Annotated in this window: 15 protein-coding genes and 1 tRNA gene; 5 read left to right on the top strand and 11 right to left on the bottom strand. The window is 55.7% G+C overall.

Annotation, left to right across the window (positions count from 1 at the left end; translation table 11 throughout):
* Position 1: 1 nt before the first annotated feature.
* The 5 genes from citE to AAEY27_RS03895 are packed head-to-tail and all read right to left on the bottom strand — an operon-like array spanning position 2 to position 4,472.
* Positions 2–877 (bottom strand): citrate (pro-3S)-lyase subunit beta, encoded by an 876-nt coding sequence (gene citE, locus AAEY27_RS03915; protein ID WP_342323613.1) that lies wholly within the window; start codon positions 875–877, stop codon positions 2–4.
* Entirely contained in the window at positions 874–1,167 is a 294-nt protein-coding gene (citD, locus tag AAEY27_RS03910) for a citrate lyase acyl carrier protein (protein ID WP_342323612.1), read from the bottom strand. The genes citE and citD overlap by 4 nt, the downstream gene beginning before the upstream one ends.
* Positions 1,168–1,185: 18 nt before the next feature.
* Positions 1,186–2,205, bottom strand: a complete 1,020-nt coding sequence (citC, locus tag AAEY27_RS03905) for a [citrate (pro-3S)-lyase] ligase (protein WP_342323611.1) — start codon at positions 2,203–2,205, stop codon at positions 1,186–1,188.
* A gap of 16 nt (positions 2,206–2,221) precedes the next feature.
* Positions 2,222–3,085, bottom strand: coding sequence for a fumarylacetoacetate hydrolase family protein (locus AAEY27_RS03900; RefSeq protein WP_342323610.1), 864 nt, complete (start codon positions 3,083–3,085; stop codon positions 2,222–2,224).
* Positions 3,086–3,107: 22 nt separating this feature from the next.
* On the bottom strand, positions 3,108–4,472 hold the full coding sequence (locus AAEY27_RS03895; protein ID WP_342323609.1) for a 2-hydroxycarboxylate transporter family protein: 1,365 nt from the start codon (positions 4,470–4,472) through the stop codon (positions 3,108–3,110).
* Positions 4,473–4,807: 335 nt separating this feature from the next.
* Here AAEY27_RS03895 and AAEY27_RS03890 point away from each other — a divergent pair, with 335 nt between their 5' ends.
* Entirely contained in the window at positions 4,808–6,445 is a 1,638-nt protein-coding gene (locus tag AAEY27_RS03890; protein ID WP_342323608.1) for a sensor histidine kinase, read from the top strand.
* Positions 6,435–7,127 (top strand): response regulator, encoded by a 693-nt coding sequence (locus AAEY27_RS03885; protein WP_342323607.1) that lies wholly within the window; start codon positions 6,435–6,437, stop codon positions 7,125–7,127. The genes AAEY27_RS03890 and AAEY27_RS03885 overlap by 11 nt, the downstream gene beginning before the upstream one ends.
* Positions 7,128–7,167: 40 nt before the next feature.
* Here AAEY27_RS03885 and AAEY27_RS03880 read toward each other — a convergent pair whose 3' ends face one another.
* Positions 7,168–9,303 carry an ornithine decarboxylase gene (locus AAEY27_RS03880; RefSeq protein WP_342323606.1) on the bottom strand — a complete coding sequence of 712 codons (2,136 nt, stop codon included), beginning with the start codon at positions 9,301–9,303 and terminating at the stop codon, positions 7,168–7,170.
* A gap of 389 nt (positions 9,304–9,692) precedes the next feature.
* On the opposite strand from AAEY27_RS03880, the gene AAEY27_RS03875 reads away from it, so the two are divergent.
* The 3 genes from AAEY27_RS03875 to AAEY27_RS03865 all read left to right on the top strand — a co-directional run bounded on the left by AAEY27_RS03875 (position 9,693) and on the right by AAEY27_RS03865 (position 11,369).
* Positions 9,693–10,412 (top strand): DUF554 domain-containing protein, encoded by a 720-nt coding sequence (locus AAEY27_RS03875; RefSeq protein ID WP_342323605.1) that lies wholly within the window; start codon positions 9,693–9,695, stop codon positions 10,410–10,412.
* A 105-nt stretch (positions 10,413–10,517) separates the two neighbouring features.
* Positions 10,518–10,593, top strand: a tRNA-Phe gene (locus tag AAEY27_RS03870).
* A 62-nt stretch (positions 10,594–10,655) separates the two neighbouring features.
* A complete protein-coding gene (locus AAEY27_RS03865; protein WP_342323604.1) occupies positions 10,656–11,369 on the top strand; it encodes a 4'-phosphopantetheinyl transferase family protein in 714 nt (237 codons plus the stop codon).
* Between the two features lies 1 nt (position 11,370).
* Here AAEY27_RS03865 and AAEY27_RS03860 read toward each other — a convergent pair whose 3' ends face one another.
* Genes AAEY27_RS03860 through AAEY27_RS03840 form a run of 5 tightly spaced genes read right to left on the bottom strand, consistent with a single transcriptional unit; the run spans position 11,371 to position 17,796 of the window.
* Entirely contained in the window at positions 11,371–11,880 is a 510-nt protein-coding gene (locus AAEY27_RS03860; RefSeq protein ID WP_342323603.1) for a CDP-archaeol synthase, read from the bottom strand.
* The gene (locus AAEY27_RS03855; protein WP_342323602.1) at positions 11,873–12,490 is read right to left on the bottom strand and encodes a CDP-alcohol phosphatidyltransferase family protein; all 618 of its coding nucleotides are present in this window, start codon (positions 12,488–12,490) and stop codon (positions 11,873–11,875) included. Before AAEY27_RS03855 ends, AAEY27_RS03860 begins: the two co-directional genes overlap by 8 nt.
* Positions 12,487–14,076, bottom strand: coding sequence for an AMP-binding protein (locus tag AAEY27_RS03850; protein ID WP_342323601.1), 1,590 nt, complete (start codon positions 14,074–14,076; stop codon positions 12,487–12,489). Before AAEY27_RS03850 ends, AAEY27_RS03855 begins: the two co-directional genes overlap by 4 nt.
* On the bottom strand, positions 14,063–15,118 hold the full coding sequence (locus AAEY27_RS03845) for a hypothetical protein (protein ID WP_342323600.1): 1,056 nt from the start codon (positions 15,116–15,118) through the stop codon (positions 14,063–14,065). The genes AAEY27_RS03850 and AAEY27_RS03845 overlap by 14 nt, the downstream gene beginning before the upstream one ends.
* On the bottom strand, positions 15,115–17,796 hold the full coding sequence (locus AAEY27_RS03840; protein WP_342323599.1) for a phosphoenolpyruvate synthase: 2,682 nt from the start codon (positions 17,794–17,796) through the stop codon (positions 15,115–15,117). Before AAEY27_RS03840 ends, AAEY27_RS03845 begins: the two co-directional genes overlap by 4 nt.

Genomic DNA, 17,796 nt, shown 5'->3' with positions numbered 1-17,796 from the left:
CTTAACGACGCACGCCGGACGCAGCCGCACGTTCCAGCACCATCTGCGCGTGATTAATAATGGGGGCGTCGATCATTTTACCGTTCAGCGAAACCACGCCCAGGCCGTTGCGCTCGCCCTCTTCTGCCGCCTCGATCACCACTTTTGCGTGATCCACTTCCTGCTGAGTGGGCGCATAGGCGTTATGCAGTAGGTCAATTTGCCGCGGGTTGATCAGCGATTTGCCGTTGAAACCCATTTTGCGTACCAGCTCGACTTCGCGCAGAAAACCGGCTTCGTCGTTAACGTCAGACCACACCACATCGAACGCGTCGATTCCGGCGGCGCGGGCGGCGTGCAGCACGGCGCAGCGGGCATAGAATAATTCGGTGCCGTCGCCGCGCTCAGTTTGCATATCCATCACGTAGTCAAACGCCGCCAGCGCAATGCCGATCAGGCGCTGAGAGCTACGAGCAATCGCCACCGCGTTGATAACACCAACGGCCGACTCGATGGCCGCCATCACGCGGGTGGAGCCGATTTCGCGTCCGCAGGCCAGCTCAATGCGCTCGAGGTGACGTTCCAGTTCGTAGATATCTTCCGGGGTATCGGTTTTCGGTAAACGCACCACATCAACACCGGCGCGAACCACTGCTTCCAGGTCCGGCAAGCCAAACGGCGTGTTCAGCGGGTTGATGCGCACCACGGTTTCAATGTCCTGATACATCGGGTGTTGCAGCGCATGAAACACCAGCAGGCGCGCGGTATCTTTTTCGCGCAGCGCGACGGCGTCTTCCAGATCGAACATGATCGAATCCGGGCGGTAGATAAAGGCGGTGGAGAGCATGGCGGCGTTAGCCCCTGGCAGGAACAACATGCTACGGCGAAGTTTTTTCATCGCATTTTCCCCCAGTCGATTTCTGTCCCTTCGGCGGCGCGCAAAATGGCGCTTTGCAGACGGGCGCGGATCACGCAGTCCAGCGCACCTTTATCTTCGATAATGATTAAGCCCTGGCGGATCTCCATCGCGCGCAGGGTGTCATTCACCACCTTGCGGATCTGATCGCCAAACTGCTTGATGACTTCGCTGTGAACGACGACGTCCAGCTCGCCTTCGGCGGGGGCTATTTTCACCATCAGGTCGCTGGACTCCATGGTTCCGGCCAGCGCCTCCCTTACAATTTTCATATTTATAGTCCTGATTTTTTAAGCAACTTCCGCGCTGTAATGGGATTCGAGATGCGCGAAAGTGGTATCCGGTACAATTTCCCGAATACGGGAAAACTGGTGTGTTTTAAGTAAACGGCGCACTTCAGATGCGGAGATGGCCGTCCCTGTGGCTTTGATGCGCGGGATTTCCACCACCATCACCGTACCTGCCAGCATCTGATGCATGGTGTCGTTGTACTGACGGGTGATGGCGCAAAATGGCTCGCTGCCAATAAAGCGGTGGGTAATACCCAGCGCGGGCGCGATGTAGTCGCGAAAGATCAGCAGGTCGATTTCGCTCCACGCCTGCTGTACTTTGCCGGTCTCTTTCAGGAAGTAGGCCGGGAAAGTGGCGCGGGAAATGATGTATTGCGAACCTTCATGCACCATGACATTAGGCAGATGTGCGACGCCCGCTTTCACCATCTTCAGCCGTGCGGCGAAGGGAAAGAATGAGGCGTCTTCACGTACCACAAACAGATGCAACCAGTCGCAGGAATGCGCGGCCTGTTCCACAAGATGGCGGTGGCCAAGGGTGAACGGGTTAGCGTTCATTACGATCGCGCCAATGCGTTTCCCTGGCACACGGCTTGCCTGGAGTGAACGGCAGTAACGCTGGATGCCCGACGGAGTGTTTTCCATCAGCACCGCATTGTTGCCGCTCTGGGCGATGGGCCAAAAACCGCTGTGCTGAAAGCGTTCGCGGTTGCAGGGTCGCGTACACAAAAACAGATGAAAATGCCCGCGTGCCAGCGCCAGATTTTCGACTTCCGCCAGCAGCCGCGCGCTAAGGTTCTCGCCACGCAATTGCTCATCCACTGCCACACATTTGATGACGTTGGCGGCAAGGCCTGCACAACCCACCAGCCGGTTTCCCGACCAGGCTTCAACGAAAGTGGTGATGTCGCTGTCCATGCCTAATCCGCTATCGGCGAGCAAAGTGCGGTTGGTGTCCAGCCGTTGAGTGTTGCCGTTGACTTCCGCAATGCGAAAGTCGATGGAGGGTCGTGTTTGCATCCTGTGGCCTTTGTCCTTAGTGCGCCGCCGCCAGCGCGTGGGCTGGCGCATCAATGATCACATTGCTGAGATGACCGATGTTTTCGATCTCCACTTCGATGCGATCGCCCGCTTTCATAAACAGCGGTGGCGTGCGTTTTTTACCCACACCGCCCGGTGAGCCGGTGATGATGACATCGCCCGGCGTCAGGCTGGTGAAGGTGCTGATGTACTCGATAAGCTCGGCGACCTTGTGGATCATGCTGGCGGTGTTGTCGTCCTGCACCATGCGGCCATTCAGCCAGGTGCGGATGGCCAGTGTATGCGGGTCGGGGATCTCATCGGCGGTGGTCATCCACGGTCCGAACGCGCCGGTCTGCCGCCAGTTTTTCCCGGCGGTAAACCAACTGTGCTGCCAGTCACGCGCGGAGCCGTCCATATAGCAGCTGTAACCGGCGACATGGCTGAGCGCCGCCTCGCGGGAGATATCTTCGCCGCCTTTACCGATGATCACCGCCAGCTCGCCTTCATAGTCAAATTCGCTGGAGTGGCGCGGTTTCAGCACCGGCGCGTTATGCCCGGTTTGCGAATCCGCAAAGCGCACAAACAGCGTTGGCGCCGGGTTGTGCTGGTCGAACTCTTTGCGTTTTTCGGCGTAGTTCATGCCAACGCAAAGGATTTTCCCTGGGTTATCGATAACCGGCAGGAATTCGAGGCCATCAAAGCGCAGATCCGCCGTTTCGCCGCTCAACTGTTGCGCTTCATTCAGCGCGTCAGCCGCGAGCAGAGATTTCAAATCACCGTAGCGATCGCCCAGGCGCTGGCCCAGATCGATCATGCCATCCGCCTTGACGATGCCGTAGCTACGGATCCCTTGATGGACAAAGCTTGCGAGTTTCATATCAGTTCCTGTAATGCATGAATCAGATGAGGAAATTGCCGAGAACCAACAGCGACACCGACACGTTGATCGCCCCACCGATGCGGGTGGCAATTTGCGCGAATGGCATCAGGCTCATGCGGTTACCCGCGGTGAGAATGGCAACGTCCCCGGTCCCGCCCTGGCCGCTTTGACAGCAGGAAACGATGGCGACATCAATCGGGTGCATACCAATCTTTTTCCCTACGAAGAAGCCAGTGGCAACCAGTGCAGAAACGGTACTGACGATCACCAGTAAGTTGTTGATGGTGAACGCGGCAACCAGCTCTTCCCACGGCGTAATGGCCACGCCAACGGCGAAGAGAATCGGGTAGGTAACAGAGGTCTGGAAGAATTTGTACACCACCTGGGAGCCTTCCAGCAGGCGCGGAGAAACGCCGTGTACCAGCTTGATCAGCACCGCGATAAACAGCATGCCAACCGGCGCAGGCAGGCCAATCAGTTTATGGCCGAGCATACCGATCATATAGAGCAGCACCGCCAGCAGCGCGCCTGCTGCGATAGTGGTGACATCGGTTTTGCCAGAAGCAACCGGCGTTGCAGGTGCTTGTTCATCACCGTTGCTGCGGTTCGGCATCAGTTGGCCTTCGCCGGTCAGGTGCGGGTAGCGTTTACCAAGCTGGTTCAGGCAACCGGAGATAATGATTGCCGTCAGGCCGCCGAGCATCACCATCGGCAATACGCGACCAAGCGCAACGCCCTGGTCCATATGCAACAATGTGGCGTAACCGATGGAGAGCGGGATTGCGCCCTCACCCACACCGCCAGCCATAATCGGCAGAATAATGAAGAAGAAAATCTGGAACGGCTCCATGCCGAGCGCCAGGCCAACGCCCATCCCAACAATCATGCCGACAATTTCACCGCACAGCATCGGGAAGAAAATACGCAGGAAGCCCTGAATCAGCGTGGTGCGATTCATGCTCATAATGCTGCCGACAATAATGCAACAAATGTAGAGATAGAGAATGTTGGTGGATTTGTAGAACTTGGTGGTGGATTCAACGACCACATCCGGCAGCAGGCCGTAGTAAACCATTGCCGATGGGATAAAGGTGGCGCAAATGGCCGCCGCGCCCAGTTTGCCGACAATCGGCAGACGCTTGCCGAATTCGCCACAGGCGAAGCCGAAAAACGCCAGCGTCGCAACCATCACCACGATATCGCTCGGTAACTTTCCGCCGAAGCAATCGACCGCAATTAACGCGCCGGCCAGCAGAAATAATGGTAGCGGAATAATCCCAACCTTCCATGTATCCATAATGTGCCACCACTTATCCTTTAGTGATGTTTTTTGAATCGATAGCGATTCAGAGGTAACAGAAAATGAATCATCAGTTGTGCTCATAATTAAGCCCCTTGGTTATTTTGCTTTTACAGACTAAAGGGCTAAAGACGCACTTTATGTGAGGAGAAGCATAATAAAATCGGAGTTTTTAAGGCACCTATGGTTTTTATGGTTTCTTTTATTTCGTGTGATTCACATCTTAATTATTGGTGTGGTTTTTATGGTTTTTTTAAATAGAAATACAAGTTAATAACATTTCCAAAAAAGAATATTTAACAGCGTAATTTTCTTCGCCAATGCTGGCTGTGCAAGGGATCACAAGTTTCCAGTAAACTGCTCACGCGCGTGAAAAAAGATGGTACATTGAGCTTTTCCTGGTTGCTGCGCGTACCATCATGAAAGTTTCATTTCAAATCAAACTCTTTATTTCACTGGTGCTTTTCTTCTCCGGCCTGTTCGTCCTGCTCGGCGTTTATTATTACAACGACGTCAGTCACCAGCTTTACCAGGAAATGAGTGCAAGAGCCAAAATACAAGCCGAAGAAATAGCGATTATTCCGAATTTACGACAATCCGTTACTGATAAAGATATTCGAGCCATCACGCAATTTATGCACAAAGTGGTGGCGCACAGCGATGCAAGCTTTATTGTTATCGGCGATGACAAGGGCCTGCATTTATTTCATTCAGTCCATTCTGATGTCGTGGGAAAAACGCTGGTCGGCGGTGACAATGCCGACGTATTACAGGGGAAAAGCACCATTACTATTCGCAAAGGCGGGTTGGGAATTTCGCTACGCAGCAAAGCGCCAATATTTGATGATGCCGGGAAAGTGGTGGGGATTGTTTCCGTTGGCTACCTGACCAGTTATCTCGACACCATTACCCTTGGCAAAGTGATTAATATTTTTATTGCCGCCGTATTGCTGCTGGCCGCGCTGTTTATCTTTTCCTGGTTTTTTACCCGCAGTATCAAAAAACAGATTTTCTCGCTGGAGCCCCGCGAGATTGGCCTGCTGGTTCGCCAGCAAAAAGCGATGATGGAATCGATTTACGAGGGGGTGATTGCTATCGATAGCGCGTCGCGCATCGAAGTGATTAACCAGGCGGCGCGCAAACTGCTGGGCTTAAGCCAGCCAACGCGCGAGCTGCGTGGGCAGACGATTGGCGACGTGATCGCGTCGGTGCCGTTTTTCGCCAAACCGACCATGCTGGAAAGCGATACGCATGATGAGATTTGCCGCTTCAATCAACTGACGGTGATTGCCAGCCGGGTGCGCATCATGCTGGAAGATAAATTACAGGGCTGGGTGATCACGTTTCGCGATCGCAATGAAATCGATAGCCTGAGCGCACAGCTTAGCCAGGTAAAGCGTTATGCCGACAACCTGCGCATTATGCGCCACGAGCAGCTTAACCGCATGACCACCCTTTCCGGCCTGTTGCATATGGAGCGTTATGACGAAGCGGTGCATTACATTCAGGCGCAGTCGGAACACGCGCAGGAGCTGCTGGATTTCATCTCGTCTCGCTTTAGCTCACCGACGCTGTGCGGTCTGCTGCTGGGAAAAGCGGCGCGCGCCCGCGAAAAAGGCGTTGAGCTGATATTCGATCCGCTTAGCCGGATGAGCAGCCCCTGCCGTTCATTGGCGGAAGCGGAGCTTATTTCGATCATCGGCAACTTGCTGGATAACGCCATTGAGGCCACGCAGCGCGCCGCCTTGCCTCACGATCCGGTTGAGGTGCTGATTTTGCTCAATAAGCGGGAACTGATTATTGAAGTGGCGGATCGCGGCATCGGTATCGATCCGGCGATTGGCGATCGTATTTTTGAACGCGGGATGACCACTAAACGCAGTGGCGATCACGGCATTGGTCTTTACCTGATCGCCAGTTATGTCACGCAGGTTGGCGGCTCCATTGATGTTTCCGCCAACGCGCCTCGCGGCACGATTTTTTCTTTGTTTATTCCTGAAACGGGCAACGTTCAGCGTCCCGTCGTGACCCTGGAAGATCAGACTTATGCAACATGAACCGATAGACGTGCTGATAGTAGAAGATGAAAACACACTTGCGCAGCTGAATGCTGAACTGGTCAGCAAACATCCGCGCTTGCGGCTGGTCGGGATTGCCTCGTCGCTCGCCGAAGCGAAAACGTTGCTGAGCAGTACGCAGCCGCAGCTGGTGTTACTCGACAACTACCTGCCGGACGGCAAAGGCATTACGCTGATTGGCGATCCGCAGATTATCAACGCCAACTGCTCGGTGATTTTTATCACCGCCGCCAGCGATATGGACACCTGTAGCCTGGCGATTCGTAACGGCGCATTCGACTATATTCTCAAGCCAGTGTCGTGGAAGCGGCTAAGCCAGTCGCTGGAGCGCTTTGTGCAATTTGCCGAACAGCAGCGGGTATGGAAGATTGTCGACCAGCAAAACGTTGATTCGCTCTATCAGCTACAGGCGAAGAATTACCGCCAGGATAACGGCAGCAAAGGCATTGAAGAGAGCACGCTGTCGCTTATCCAGAAACTGTTCGCCGATGAACCGGAGCGCTGTTTTTCCGTCGATGAAGTGGTCAGCGAAACGGGGTTGAGTAAAACCACCACCCGCCGCTACCTGGAACACTGCGTGGAAGCCAGCTTTCTGGCCGTCGAGATGCAATACGGGAAAATTGGCCACCCGCGCCGCATGTACCGGCGCATCGCGGCCTAAGAAAATCCCCTCGCCGCCGCAGCAGCGAGGGGGTAAGACGTTACTTCAGCATGTAACCATACAGGCGCTTAATGCCGTCGGTGTCGGTTTCGGAATAGACGCCCTGCAACTCAGGCGAAAAGCCCGGCAGCAGGTTAACGCCCTCTTCCAGCGCCAGAAAGTAACGTTGCACGGCCCCGCCCCACACTTCACCGGGTACCACGCACAGCACGCCCGGCGGATAAGGCAGCGCGCCTTCTGCCGCGATGCGCCCTTCGGCTTCGCTAATGCGCACCAGCTCAACGTTGCCGCGAATAAATTCGCTGTTGGCATCCTGTGGGTTCATCACCACCGGCGGCAAGCTCGCTTTGCGGAACATCGCTTTTTGCAGATCTTTCACATCGAAGCTGACATAGAGATCGTGCATCTCCTGGCACAGTTCACGCAGGGTGTAATCGCGATAACGCACCGGGTATTTATTGAAAATGGTCGGCAGGACGTCGGCGAGCGGCGTGTCATCTTCAATATGCTGTTCAAACTGCGCAATCATCGCCACCAGTTGCGCCATTTTCTCGGCGCTTTCGGCGGGCGTCAGCAGAAACAGGATCGAGTTGAGATCGCATTTCTCCGGCACTATGCCGTTCTCACGCAGGAAGTGCGCCAGAATGGTCGCCGGAATGCCGAACTCGGTGTATTCGCCGGTTTGCGCATCAATACCCGGCGTGGTCAGCAGCAGCTTGCAGGGATCGACAAAATATTGCTCGCGCGCATAGCCATCGAAACCGTGCCATTTATCACCCGGCTCGAAACTGAAGAAGCGGCGCTCGCGGGCAATCACGTCGGTGGGGTGATCCTGCCATGGGCGACCGGCGATCTCCGGCGGCACAAACGGTTTGATCATCTTGCAGTTGGCGATGATCGCCTTGCGCGCTTCAATGCCAAGTTCAACGCACTCGGCCCACAGGCGGCGGCCGCTTTCGCCCTGGTGGATTTTGGCGTTGATATCCAGCGCGGCGAACAGCGGGTAAAACGGGCTGGTCGAAGCGTGCAGCATAAACGCGTTGTTCAGGCGCTTGTGCGGGCAAAAACGCGCCTGGCCACGCAGATGGTTATCCTTTTTATGGATCTGCGAGGTTTGCGAGAAACCCGCCTGCTGTTTGTGCACCGATTGGGTAACAAAGATCCCCGGATCGTTTTCGTTGAGATCCAGCAACAGCGGCGAGCAGTCTGCCATCATCGGAATAAACTGCTCGTAACCGACCCACGCCGAGTCAAACAGAATGTAGTCACACAGGCTGCCGATTTTGTCGATCACCTGGCGGGCGTTGTAAATCGTGCCGTCGTAAGTGCCAAGCTGGATCACCGCCAGGCGGAACGGGCGCGGTTGATCGGCTTTTTCCGGTGCCACCTCTCGGATCAATTCCCGCAGGTAGCTGCCGTCGAAGCAGTGATCGTCGATACCGCCAATAAAGCCAAATGGGTTGCGCGCCGCTTCCAGATAGATCGGCGTTGCGCCCGCCTGGATCAACGCGCCGTGGTGGTTGGATTTGTGGTTGTTGCGATCGAACAGTACTAAATCGCCACGGGTCAGCAGCGCGTTGGTCACGACTTTGTTGGCGGCAGAAGTGCCGTTAAGCACGAAATAGGTTTTGTCGGCGTTAAACACTTTCGCGGCAAATTTTTGCGCGTGTTTGGCGGAGCCTTCGTGGATCAGCAAATCGCCCAGTTTGACGTCGGCGTTGCACATATCGGCGCGAAACACATTCTCACCGAAGAAGTCGTAAAACTGGCGGCCTGCCGGGTGCTTTTTGAAGAATGCGCCGTGCTGATGGCCAGGGCAAGCGAAGGTACTGTTCTTCATTTCGACATACTGGCGCAGGGTGTCGAAAAACGGCGGCAACAGGTTGTCTTCATAGTCGCAGGCGGCGGTTTCCAGCTCTAGCCACTCCTGATCTTTACCGGCGATCACCGCCGTGACGCCCTCTGGCGTTTCAAACTGCTCGTTCGAGAATAAAAAGACCGGCACATTGAAGCCTGTGCGTTTGAGCAGCGCGAGAATACCGCTGCGGCTCTCCGCTACTGTCATGACGACTGCCGCCACATCCGTGAAATCGGTACTGTCCAGCGTCACCACTTCGCGGTGCGTGGAAAGCAAAGATACCAGCTCACGGCTGACGGCAATTTTCAGTGAGTTCATAAGCACAAATACCCGTTTCAGGGGAGTAAAAAGCCCCAGGCAAAGCAGCTGCTTCGCCCAACGAATGTGTCTGACTGGAATCAGCTCCGACCGCCAGACATCAGTAAAAGCAGAACGCTTCTGATCTTACTGTTGTCCTACAGTGAGCGTGCGTTACCCTCACCGCATGGTGAGTGAAGTATGGGATAAAATGAAACGGGCGCTCATTTGCGCAGTGGCGCTAAGCATGCGGTAAACGGCTAAAAGATGCGTCATCCGGCGGCCCCGTTGGGTGGAAGAAAATTCGCGCAATCATGTCATTTTTCCCAGGGAGGCGCAACCTGGGCGGCATTGCACTCGAATAAAAATGCTATCTTATGCGCCTTATTATTCATCAATGGAGAATCAACGTGCTGACGGGTCCCTTTATCAATGCTGCTGCCGTCTTAGTCGGCGGGACGCTGGGTGCGCTGCTTAGCCACCGCCTGCCGGAGCGCGTGCGCTCATCCATGCCGTCGATTTTCGGCCTTGCATCGTTAGGCATTGGCATTTTGCTGGTGGTGAAATGCGTCAACCTGCCGGTGATGGTGCTGGCGACGCTGGTCGGTACGCTGATTGGCGAGCTTTGTTATGTCGAGCGCGGCATTAGCAGCGGAGTCAACGCGCTGCGCAATGTGATGCAAAAACGCAAAACGGGCGAAGCGGCCAACAGCGCCCATGAGACGTTTATCCAGAGTCTGGTGGCTATCATTATTCTGTTTTGCGCCAGCGGCACCGGGATTTTCGGCGCGATGCGCGAAGGGATGACCGGCGATCCCAGCATTTTGATTGCCAAAGCGTTTCTCGATTTCTTCACGGCGGTGATTTTCGCGACGTCACTGGGTTTTGCGGTGGCGATGATTTCCGTACCGATGCTGATTGTTCAACTCTCGCTCGCCACTTGCGCGACGCTGATCCTGCCGTTGACTACGCCCGCTATGATGGGCGATTTCACCGCCGTGGGCGGGATTTTGCTGCTGGCTACGGGGCTGCGCATTTGCGGAATCAAGATGTTCGCCGTCGCGAATATGCTGCCCGCGCTGGTGCTGGCAATGCCGCTTTCCGCCCTGTGGACGGCGTTTTTTGCCTGAGCGCACGTGCAATGCTCGCAAAGTGGTGATAGATTGTGCAGTCTGCTGCGAAATAAAGAAATTTCGTTGACGGAGCGCGGCGAATCAGGTTTAATGCGCCCCGTTGCCCGGATAGCTCAGTCGGTAGAGCAGGGGATTGAAAATCCCCGTGTCCTTGGTTCGATTCCGAGTCCGGGCACCACTTATTCTGAACCCTCGCCTACGGCGGGGGTTTTTCTTTTCATCTGATGATGTAATCGCGCCATGTTTACTTCATTCACCCACAGCGCACGACCGCCTTTCTTGTCCCATATCGATATGGGATCGATTGCCCCCGTTCCCGATATTTGCTACTGCCACATAGCCTTTGACCGGCGCGCTTATCAGGACACCCTGTTTACCCGCTACGCCATCCCTTTTCCGCCGAACCTGCATTCAGCAGGAGTAAAGCGGCGGGCGGAATATCTGGCGGCGCGCTACGGCGCAAAACTATTACTGCAAAATCAGCAGTGTTACGCCAACGTAAGCAGCGCAGCGGATCGCTCCCCTGTTTGGCCGGCGGGCTGGTGCGGCAGTTTGTCTCACACTCACGATCACGCTATCGCCATTATTGCCCGCCGCCGCGCGGGGCTCGCGTTGGGGATTGATATTGAAGTACTGGCGCCAGAAACCATGCGCGAAACCGTCGATATATTTGCCAGCCCGCAAGAGCAGGCGCTGCTCGCGGGCTGCGATCTCCCTTATGAAACCGCACTACTGATAGCCTTTTCCGCCAAAGAGAGCCTCTACAAAGCGCTCTACCCCGAAGTGGGACACTATTTTGATTTTGCCGCCGCTCGGGTTTGCCATCTTGATACGTTCACGCAGCGCATCACGTTGCAACTGACGCAAACGCTGGCTGCAAGCCGCCCCCAGGGAAGTCAGCTCACGGGCTATTACGCGCTGGCAGGCGATAACGTCATCACGCTTATCGCCTAATTCAGAAGCGGCTTTTTTTTAGCGACAGGCGAAAAAGCCCATATTTCACCAGCGGAACAGTGATGATAAACATCACCAACAGCGCCAGTGTCCGCCCCCAATTCAGCGCCAGCACCCACTGGCAACCCAGCGCCACGCCCACCCCGGAATCAGCCTGATCGAGAAACATAAACAAGCCTTTATAGCGCGTGGGCTGCTCACCTGGAGGGATGCCGAGGCGGCGTTTCAGCGCGGAATTGGGCAGTTCGCCGAGCATATACCCCAGACCAGTGACCCCGCCCAGCAGCATCGGGTTTGCAATATTCCCGCCCAAACACTGCGGGCCAACCAGCAGGCTAATGAGCGGAACGACGATAAAACCGCGCCAGGTTTTGTTGCGCCCAAACACTTGCTCATTAAGCGGAACGGCCAGCCACGGCAATAAATTCAACGTAACGATCGCCATATGCACGCAGCCCGCAATCATGACCGGCAGTAACGGCAGCCAGAGTTGCCACAGCGCGCTAACCATTGATAACCCCCAGGTGCAACAGGCCAAACAGCGTAATCCCGCCGAGACACAGCGCAATAATCACCGCCAATGAAGAGAACTTATAAAAAGGACGATCGGTTATCATCGCCACGCTGAACACCACCAGCGCCAGGCTCAGCAGAACCGCGCTCAACACAGGGGAAAGAGAAAGTTGCCCAAGCTTCCAGGCGCTGAGGATGAAAACGCTCCAGAACACCGGCATACCCCGGTAGGCGAGCACGGCATTATGGGTAATGTTGCCGGACTCATTAAAACGGGCAAGGCGCAGGCAGCCGCAAATGATCATCAGCGCGCTGAATAACGACCAGCCGCCGCGAAAACCGCTGCAATAGAACAGCAAAGCGGGCGCGATGAGGTAGATCAGCACATCACAAAACCCATCCAGGTAGCGGCCAAAGGGCCGCTCGCTTTTTAAAAAGCGCGCCAGTTTGCCATCCAACGCATCCGCCAGCATCGCCAGGTAAAGCAGGCTAATGCTCAGCCAAACATGCCCCAACAGCGCGGTATACAGAGCGCACAGCGCAACAACCATGCCCGCCAGCGTGACGTAATCCGCCAGGGTGAGACGAACAATAAACGGGTATTTCATGAGTGCTCTCCTGGATTAATGGGCTTGAGCTTGCGCTGTTTTATTTGCTGGCGCAGACGCGCGCGATCGATACGGCTGTGATGGCGCGCATCAACAGGAAACGATGCCAGCACATAAAAACTGACCGCCTCGCCCGGAAACATGTCAGCCAGCAACGGTGCGGCAATACGGCAACGCGCTGCGCTGGAGAGCACCACGCCGATCTCATCCTGCGCGCCCTGCACCACGGCGCTGACGTTGATGCCGGGCAGCGCATTGAGCTTTTTCTCGACGGTAAAAGGCGAAACCGACAAACCGGAGCGGGTGTGGAGTTGATCCTTCAGCCTGCCCGTTAACCAGAGACGATGTTGTGCGTCGAGAAAGCCGCTATCGCCCGTGCAATGCCAGATGCGCCCTGCACTGTCTGTGATTTTGTTCAGGTAATCAGCCTCTGGGTTGTTAAGGTAGCTTTCCAGCACCTGCGGCCCGCTCACCAGGATTTCGCCTTCGGTTTCTGCGGGCAGGGGCACGATTTCTTGCGGACGGGAACAAGGCTGGCGGCGAATGAGAATCTGAGTCCCCTCCCCCACGGCACCGGCGAGATAACCCGGTCGCTGGTGCCACTCTTTCAGCAGCGTTGCCATGTCGATATAGCTGATCGGCTCGGCTTCTGTCGCGCCATAATTCACGCCGCACTTCGCCAACGGGAAATAGCGTAAGCAACCAAGCAGTAAGCGCGGGGTAACAGGCGCGCCGCCAATAATCACCTGTTTTACCGATGAAAAAACCGCGTCTTGCTCATCGGCGTACTCCAGTAGCTGGTGTATCCATGCGGGCGAGACGCTTAGCCGGGTGATCGCTTCACTGTTGATGGTTTGGGCAATCAGTTGCACAGGAAGCGTGCCGTCTTTTTCGGCAGGTGGCAGAAGATAGCTACAGCCGCCAAGAAAATGGCAGAACAGCGTCAGCACGGGAAAAGAGCTGATGTCACGGTGTTGCTGTTGCGGGAAAAAGTGCGCCAGCGCGCGGCTTTGCGCCAGTAACGAGCGATGTGAGCGCGGCACGCCTTTCGGCAAGCCGGTGGAACCATTAGTGAAGGTAATCAGCGCCGTCGTGTCGTCATCGACGAGAAGGGTGTGAAATTCGCGGCCATCGTTGCCGGATGCTTGATCCGCAAAATCCGGCAAATGCGCCATAAAGTACCGTTTCGCGTCGAAGGTGAAGCGGCGGACAGACCACAGTTCCGGCAGTAAAAACCATCGTGTTGCGATGCCCTTCTCCACCAGCACCGCGCTAAGGCGTGCCTGTTGCAGGCAGCCACGCAGATTTTTCACCGACATCCCTTTTTCCACCAGCACCGGCACAATCCCCGCGCCAAGCATGGCGTACAACAAGGCGTAAAAATCCGCCCCCGGCCTCATCAACACTAAAAGTCGATCACCCGCTTTTAGCCCGGCGTTGTTCATCCAACTTTGATAAACCGCCGCCCGAGCCAGCAACTGCGTATAGCTGAGTGTTGCCCATTCGCCGTCAGGCAGAAAATAGCGAAGTGCTGGCAAATCAGGCGTGCGCTGTTGGTGCTCCAGCAAGTGTTCACAATAATTCATGGGTTATCTCCCGGGAAAAAAGGGCGTAATCGTGAAAGGCTTTATTGGCACCACAACACATTTGCAGCGAAGTGCGGGTTGTTGGCCCTTGCCAGTTAAGAAGTGCCACGCCGAGGCGTGGATAGCGGGTTCCAACGCTCGAGAGAAAGTGGCGAACTAACGTGGCGTAAAGCGGCGTGCGCCGATAGCGAGGGGCAATCATCACGGTTTTAAACAGCCCTGTTTGATTCCGTGGGTCATAAAGGCTGAACAACAACCCGGCGATGTCACCCTCTGCGCCAAAAGCGAGGCAGGAGCCCGGTGAGTCGCAATAGGGTTTTATGGTTTGCGCATTGAAATGCCAGTTAAAAAGCGCCTGGCTACAGGCCGTCCAGCCGACATTTTTCGAAAAATTCTGAGTAATCGCCCGATAAAGCGCATCCTGGTGGTTATCCCATAGCGCCGGGGTCAGCGGCTGGAGTGTCACGTCGCCGTTTCGCCAGCGGCTTGTGTCTTCATCCGGTAATGGGCGCTTTTGTATGACTTCTGCATCGTCGTACAGCGAAAAATACTTCGCCCGTTCTTGAAAACCCAACGCGCTGAGCAAGTGCTGATACCACGGCGGGTTATACGCTTCCCCGGCAAAAGGTGGGCAGGATGGGCAATCCAGCCGCAGCCGGAACTTGCCAAGGGTGTTGAAATTAATCGGCCCGACCAATCGCGTCGCGCCTTGTTCTTTCGCCCAGCGCGCCAGGGCGCTAAACAAACGTTGATTGGGCGCGAGAAGGTTAATGGTTTCCCAAAACCCAAAGTTCACCACCCGTTCCCCGGTTGCGGACAGCGCAGAAAACCCGGCTAAACGCGCTTCGCCGCGAATGTATCCCGTCCAGATTTTGCCCTGTTGGGTAAAGGGATTGGCGGAACTAAATTGCCGCGCCAGCACATCAGCATCTTCACCAGGCCACCAGGGATCATCGGCATAAACCCGCTGCGCAACCGCCAGGAAATCAATGCTCAGCGTGTCGTCTGGCCGCCACTCCTGCTCAATAAGGGGCTTGTTCATGCATCCTCCCCTTTCTGCTCCGCCAGGCGGACGATAAGGCCGCTTCCCCCGTCCATCCGCACGGTTTCGCCATCCTGCAAGCGCCGGGTAATGTCCGGCACGCCGACAATCGCCGGGATGCCCATCTCCCTGGCGATAATGGCGGAGTGCGATAGCATCGAACCACGCTCGACAATCAACCCGCTGAGGCCTGGAAACAGCGGGGCCCAGCCGGGATCGGTACGCACGGTACAGAGGATTTTTCCCGCCAGATTGCTGGCGTTTTCCGGCGCAAAGACCAGGCTGACCGGCGCTTCCACATTGCCGGGGTAACACCCGGTTCCGCGCAGTTCTGCGCCATTGGTCGCCGCGCTTTGCGGGCGCAAAGTTTGCTGCTGAAACAGTGTTTGTGTCAGGGAGAAACGGTTGGCGGGTTCCTCCTGTTGCTTATAGTGTTCATATTCGGCGCGGCGCTGCGCAATCAAGGTTTTTAAACCCGTTTGCACCGCCGTGCCGTCTTTGCCCTGGTAAATTTCGTCGCGCGTGAGCCAAAAAATATCCCGCGCGTCGGCAAGCACGCCTTCCAGCGCCAGTTGTTGCCCAAGCTGTAAATAAATGTCGCGATACAGGGCAAACATTTTGGTGCGGGTAAAACGCATGGTTTCGCGGTTATGGATCGCCCGGCGCAATTTGCCGAGATGGCGTGTAAAACGTGCCAACTGACGTTTACCGCACTGTTGCAAAAGCCGCGCGAACACCTCGTCTTCCGCCGCCGCTTTCAGTTTGCCTTTTTGGCTCTTCGGCAAAGTTTCTGCGCTCAGGTAATTACGCAAGATGGTGAACAGAAAACGGGGGTCCTGGCGCAGAGTGAGGGTTTCCAGCTTGAGCTCACCCATTGTGCGATCGCCATAAAGCGCAATGTAGTCAATACATTGCTGATAAAAGCGCGGATCCTGCTGCCTGAGGCGAGGTAGCAGGTGCGTGCCGTTATCATTGAGGATCATGGCGGCAAGCTGTGGGCGCTGGCGGGCATAAATGCTCATCGCCAGCAATCTTTTGGTCGGCTCGGTGCTGATGAGATTGCCATCATCGACCAGCAGATCGCCGCTGATCCGTGCGCTCTCTTGCGGCCATAATGCCTTGAGTACGCGCTGAACTTTGCCGTTGAAGCGAGCGACATAAAAGTCATTAATGATGGGCGCCGTCCAGCGGGTTAACAGGTTTTCGTCGAGGTATTTCAGTAATTCAATGAGTTGAGCCGGCGATAAGGTATGCAGATTGTCCCGGTCAACATGCGCTTGCACGTCGCCATAATGTTGCAGAAAAGTACGCACCCTTGTCTCCAGTGTAAGCTGTGCGTAAAGCAGGCGTGCCGCCATATTTATCATTGCGGGCAGGGTCAGGAGTTTTTCCCGGCGGGAGAGCTGTTTATCCTGAACAATATCAACCGGCTCCTCTAACCCCATCATTGCTTCCATATCGGTTTTGTTCATATTGAACGACGGCAGAAGTAACAACGCGCGATACCAGTTTTGGATGTTGTAATAGACCCGCCCGCGAACGAGTGTAAGCATATTGTCGGTGATAGTTTTGCGCGCATCGCTCTCTTTGGCGGAGCTGCCTATCAGCCGCAAGGTTTGCTCATACACGGTCGCGTAGGCGGCGCGGGCAAAGGAAAAAGTCAGCGGTGTGGTAATGCCGCAATAGGACTCCTGAATGTTGGCATTGTCACAAATCAACGTATCGTTCACGCAGCCGTGGTCTTTCGGCAGATGAGTTATGGGCCGCGTTTGCAGCAAATAAATGTGGTTATCTTTGATTGTCCACTCAATATCCTGCGGGGCGCGAAGCTGTTTTGCGATGTCCGCGCCCAGCGCACGCAGCGCCAGAACTTGCTGTGCCGTGAGTGACGCGGCCGCCGCTTTGTCTTCATCAAGAGAAATTTCTTTGGTGCCGCTGCCGCCGCGTTTGTCGAAAACCACGGCGGTCGTTTTCTGGCTGAGCGCCTGGGTGAAGTCATCGCCATGCAGCGGCACGGTGAATTCATCGGTGCTGCATTGGCCGGAAACCACCCCTTCGCCGGTGCCCCACGCCGCTGAAATCAGCATCGTCTGGCGCGAACCGGTCACCGGATGGGCGGTAAACAGCACGCCTGACGTCTCGCCTTCGACCATCTTTTGAATAATGACCGAACAACGAATCGCGCGTAACGACAGCCCTTTTTGCAGGCGATATGCCACGGCGCGCGTACTCCAGGCCGACATCATCACTTGCCGGATGGCATCGGCAAGCTGCATCTGGCCGCGCTGAAACAAAAAGCTGTCCATCTGTCCGGCAAAAGAGGCGTGGCTGGTATCTTCATCGCTACACGATGAGCGCACCGCCCAGAAAATGTCTGCCTCCAACGAGGCCAGCGCCTCCATTAGCGCATCCGGCAGCGGCAGTTGCGCGATGCGCGCGCAGATTTTCCCGGCAATCACCTCTATGTCTTGCGCGGAAGCGTCGGCAGATAATTGCGCGCGCAATTGCGATGCCGTTTCGTCCTGCTGCAACATCGTTTCCATAGTATCGGCGGTGACAATCCACCACTCCGGGACAGGGTAAGCATGCGATGTCAGCCACAGGAGATTGGCGGCTTTTCCGCCCAACTGGTTATCGTCCAGCACAACCGCTTCGGCGGCAGAATAGAAAGAGTCCAT

Source organism: Kosakonia sp. BYX6 (assembly GCF_038449125.1).
Classification (GTDB): Bacteria; Pseudomonadota; Gammaproteobacteria; order Enterobacterales; family Enterobacteriaceae; genus Kosakonia; species Kosakonia calanthes.
Note: the sequence above shows the minus strand (reverse complement) of the source record. Positions and strands in the feature narration are given on the sequence as shown.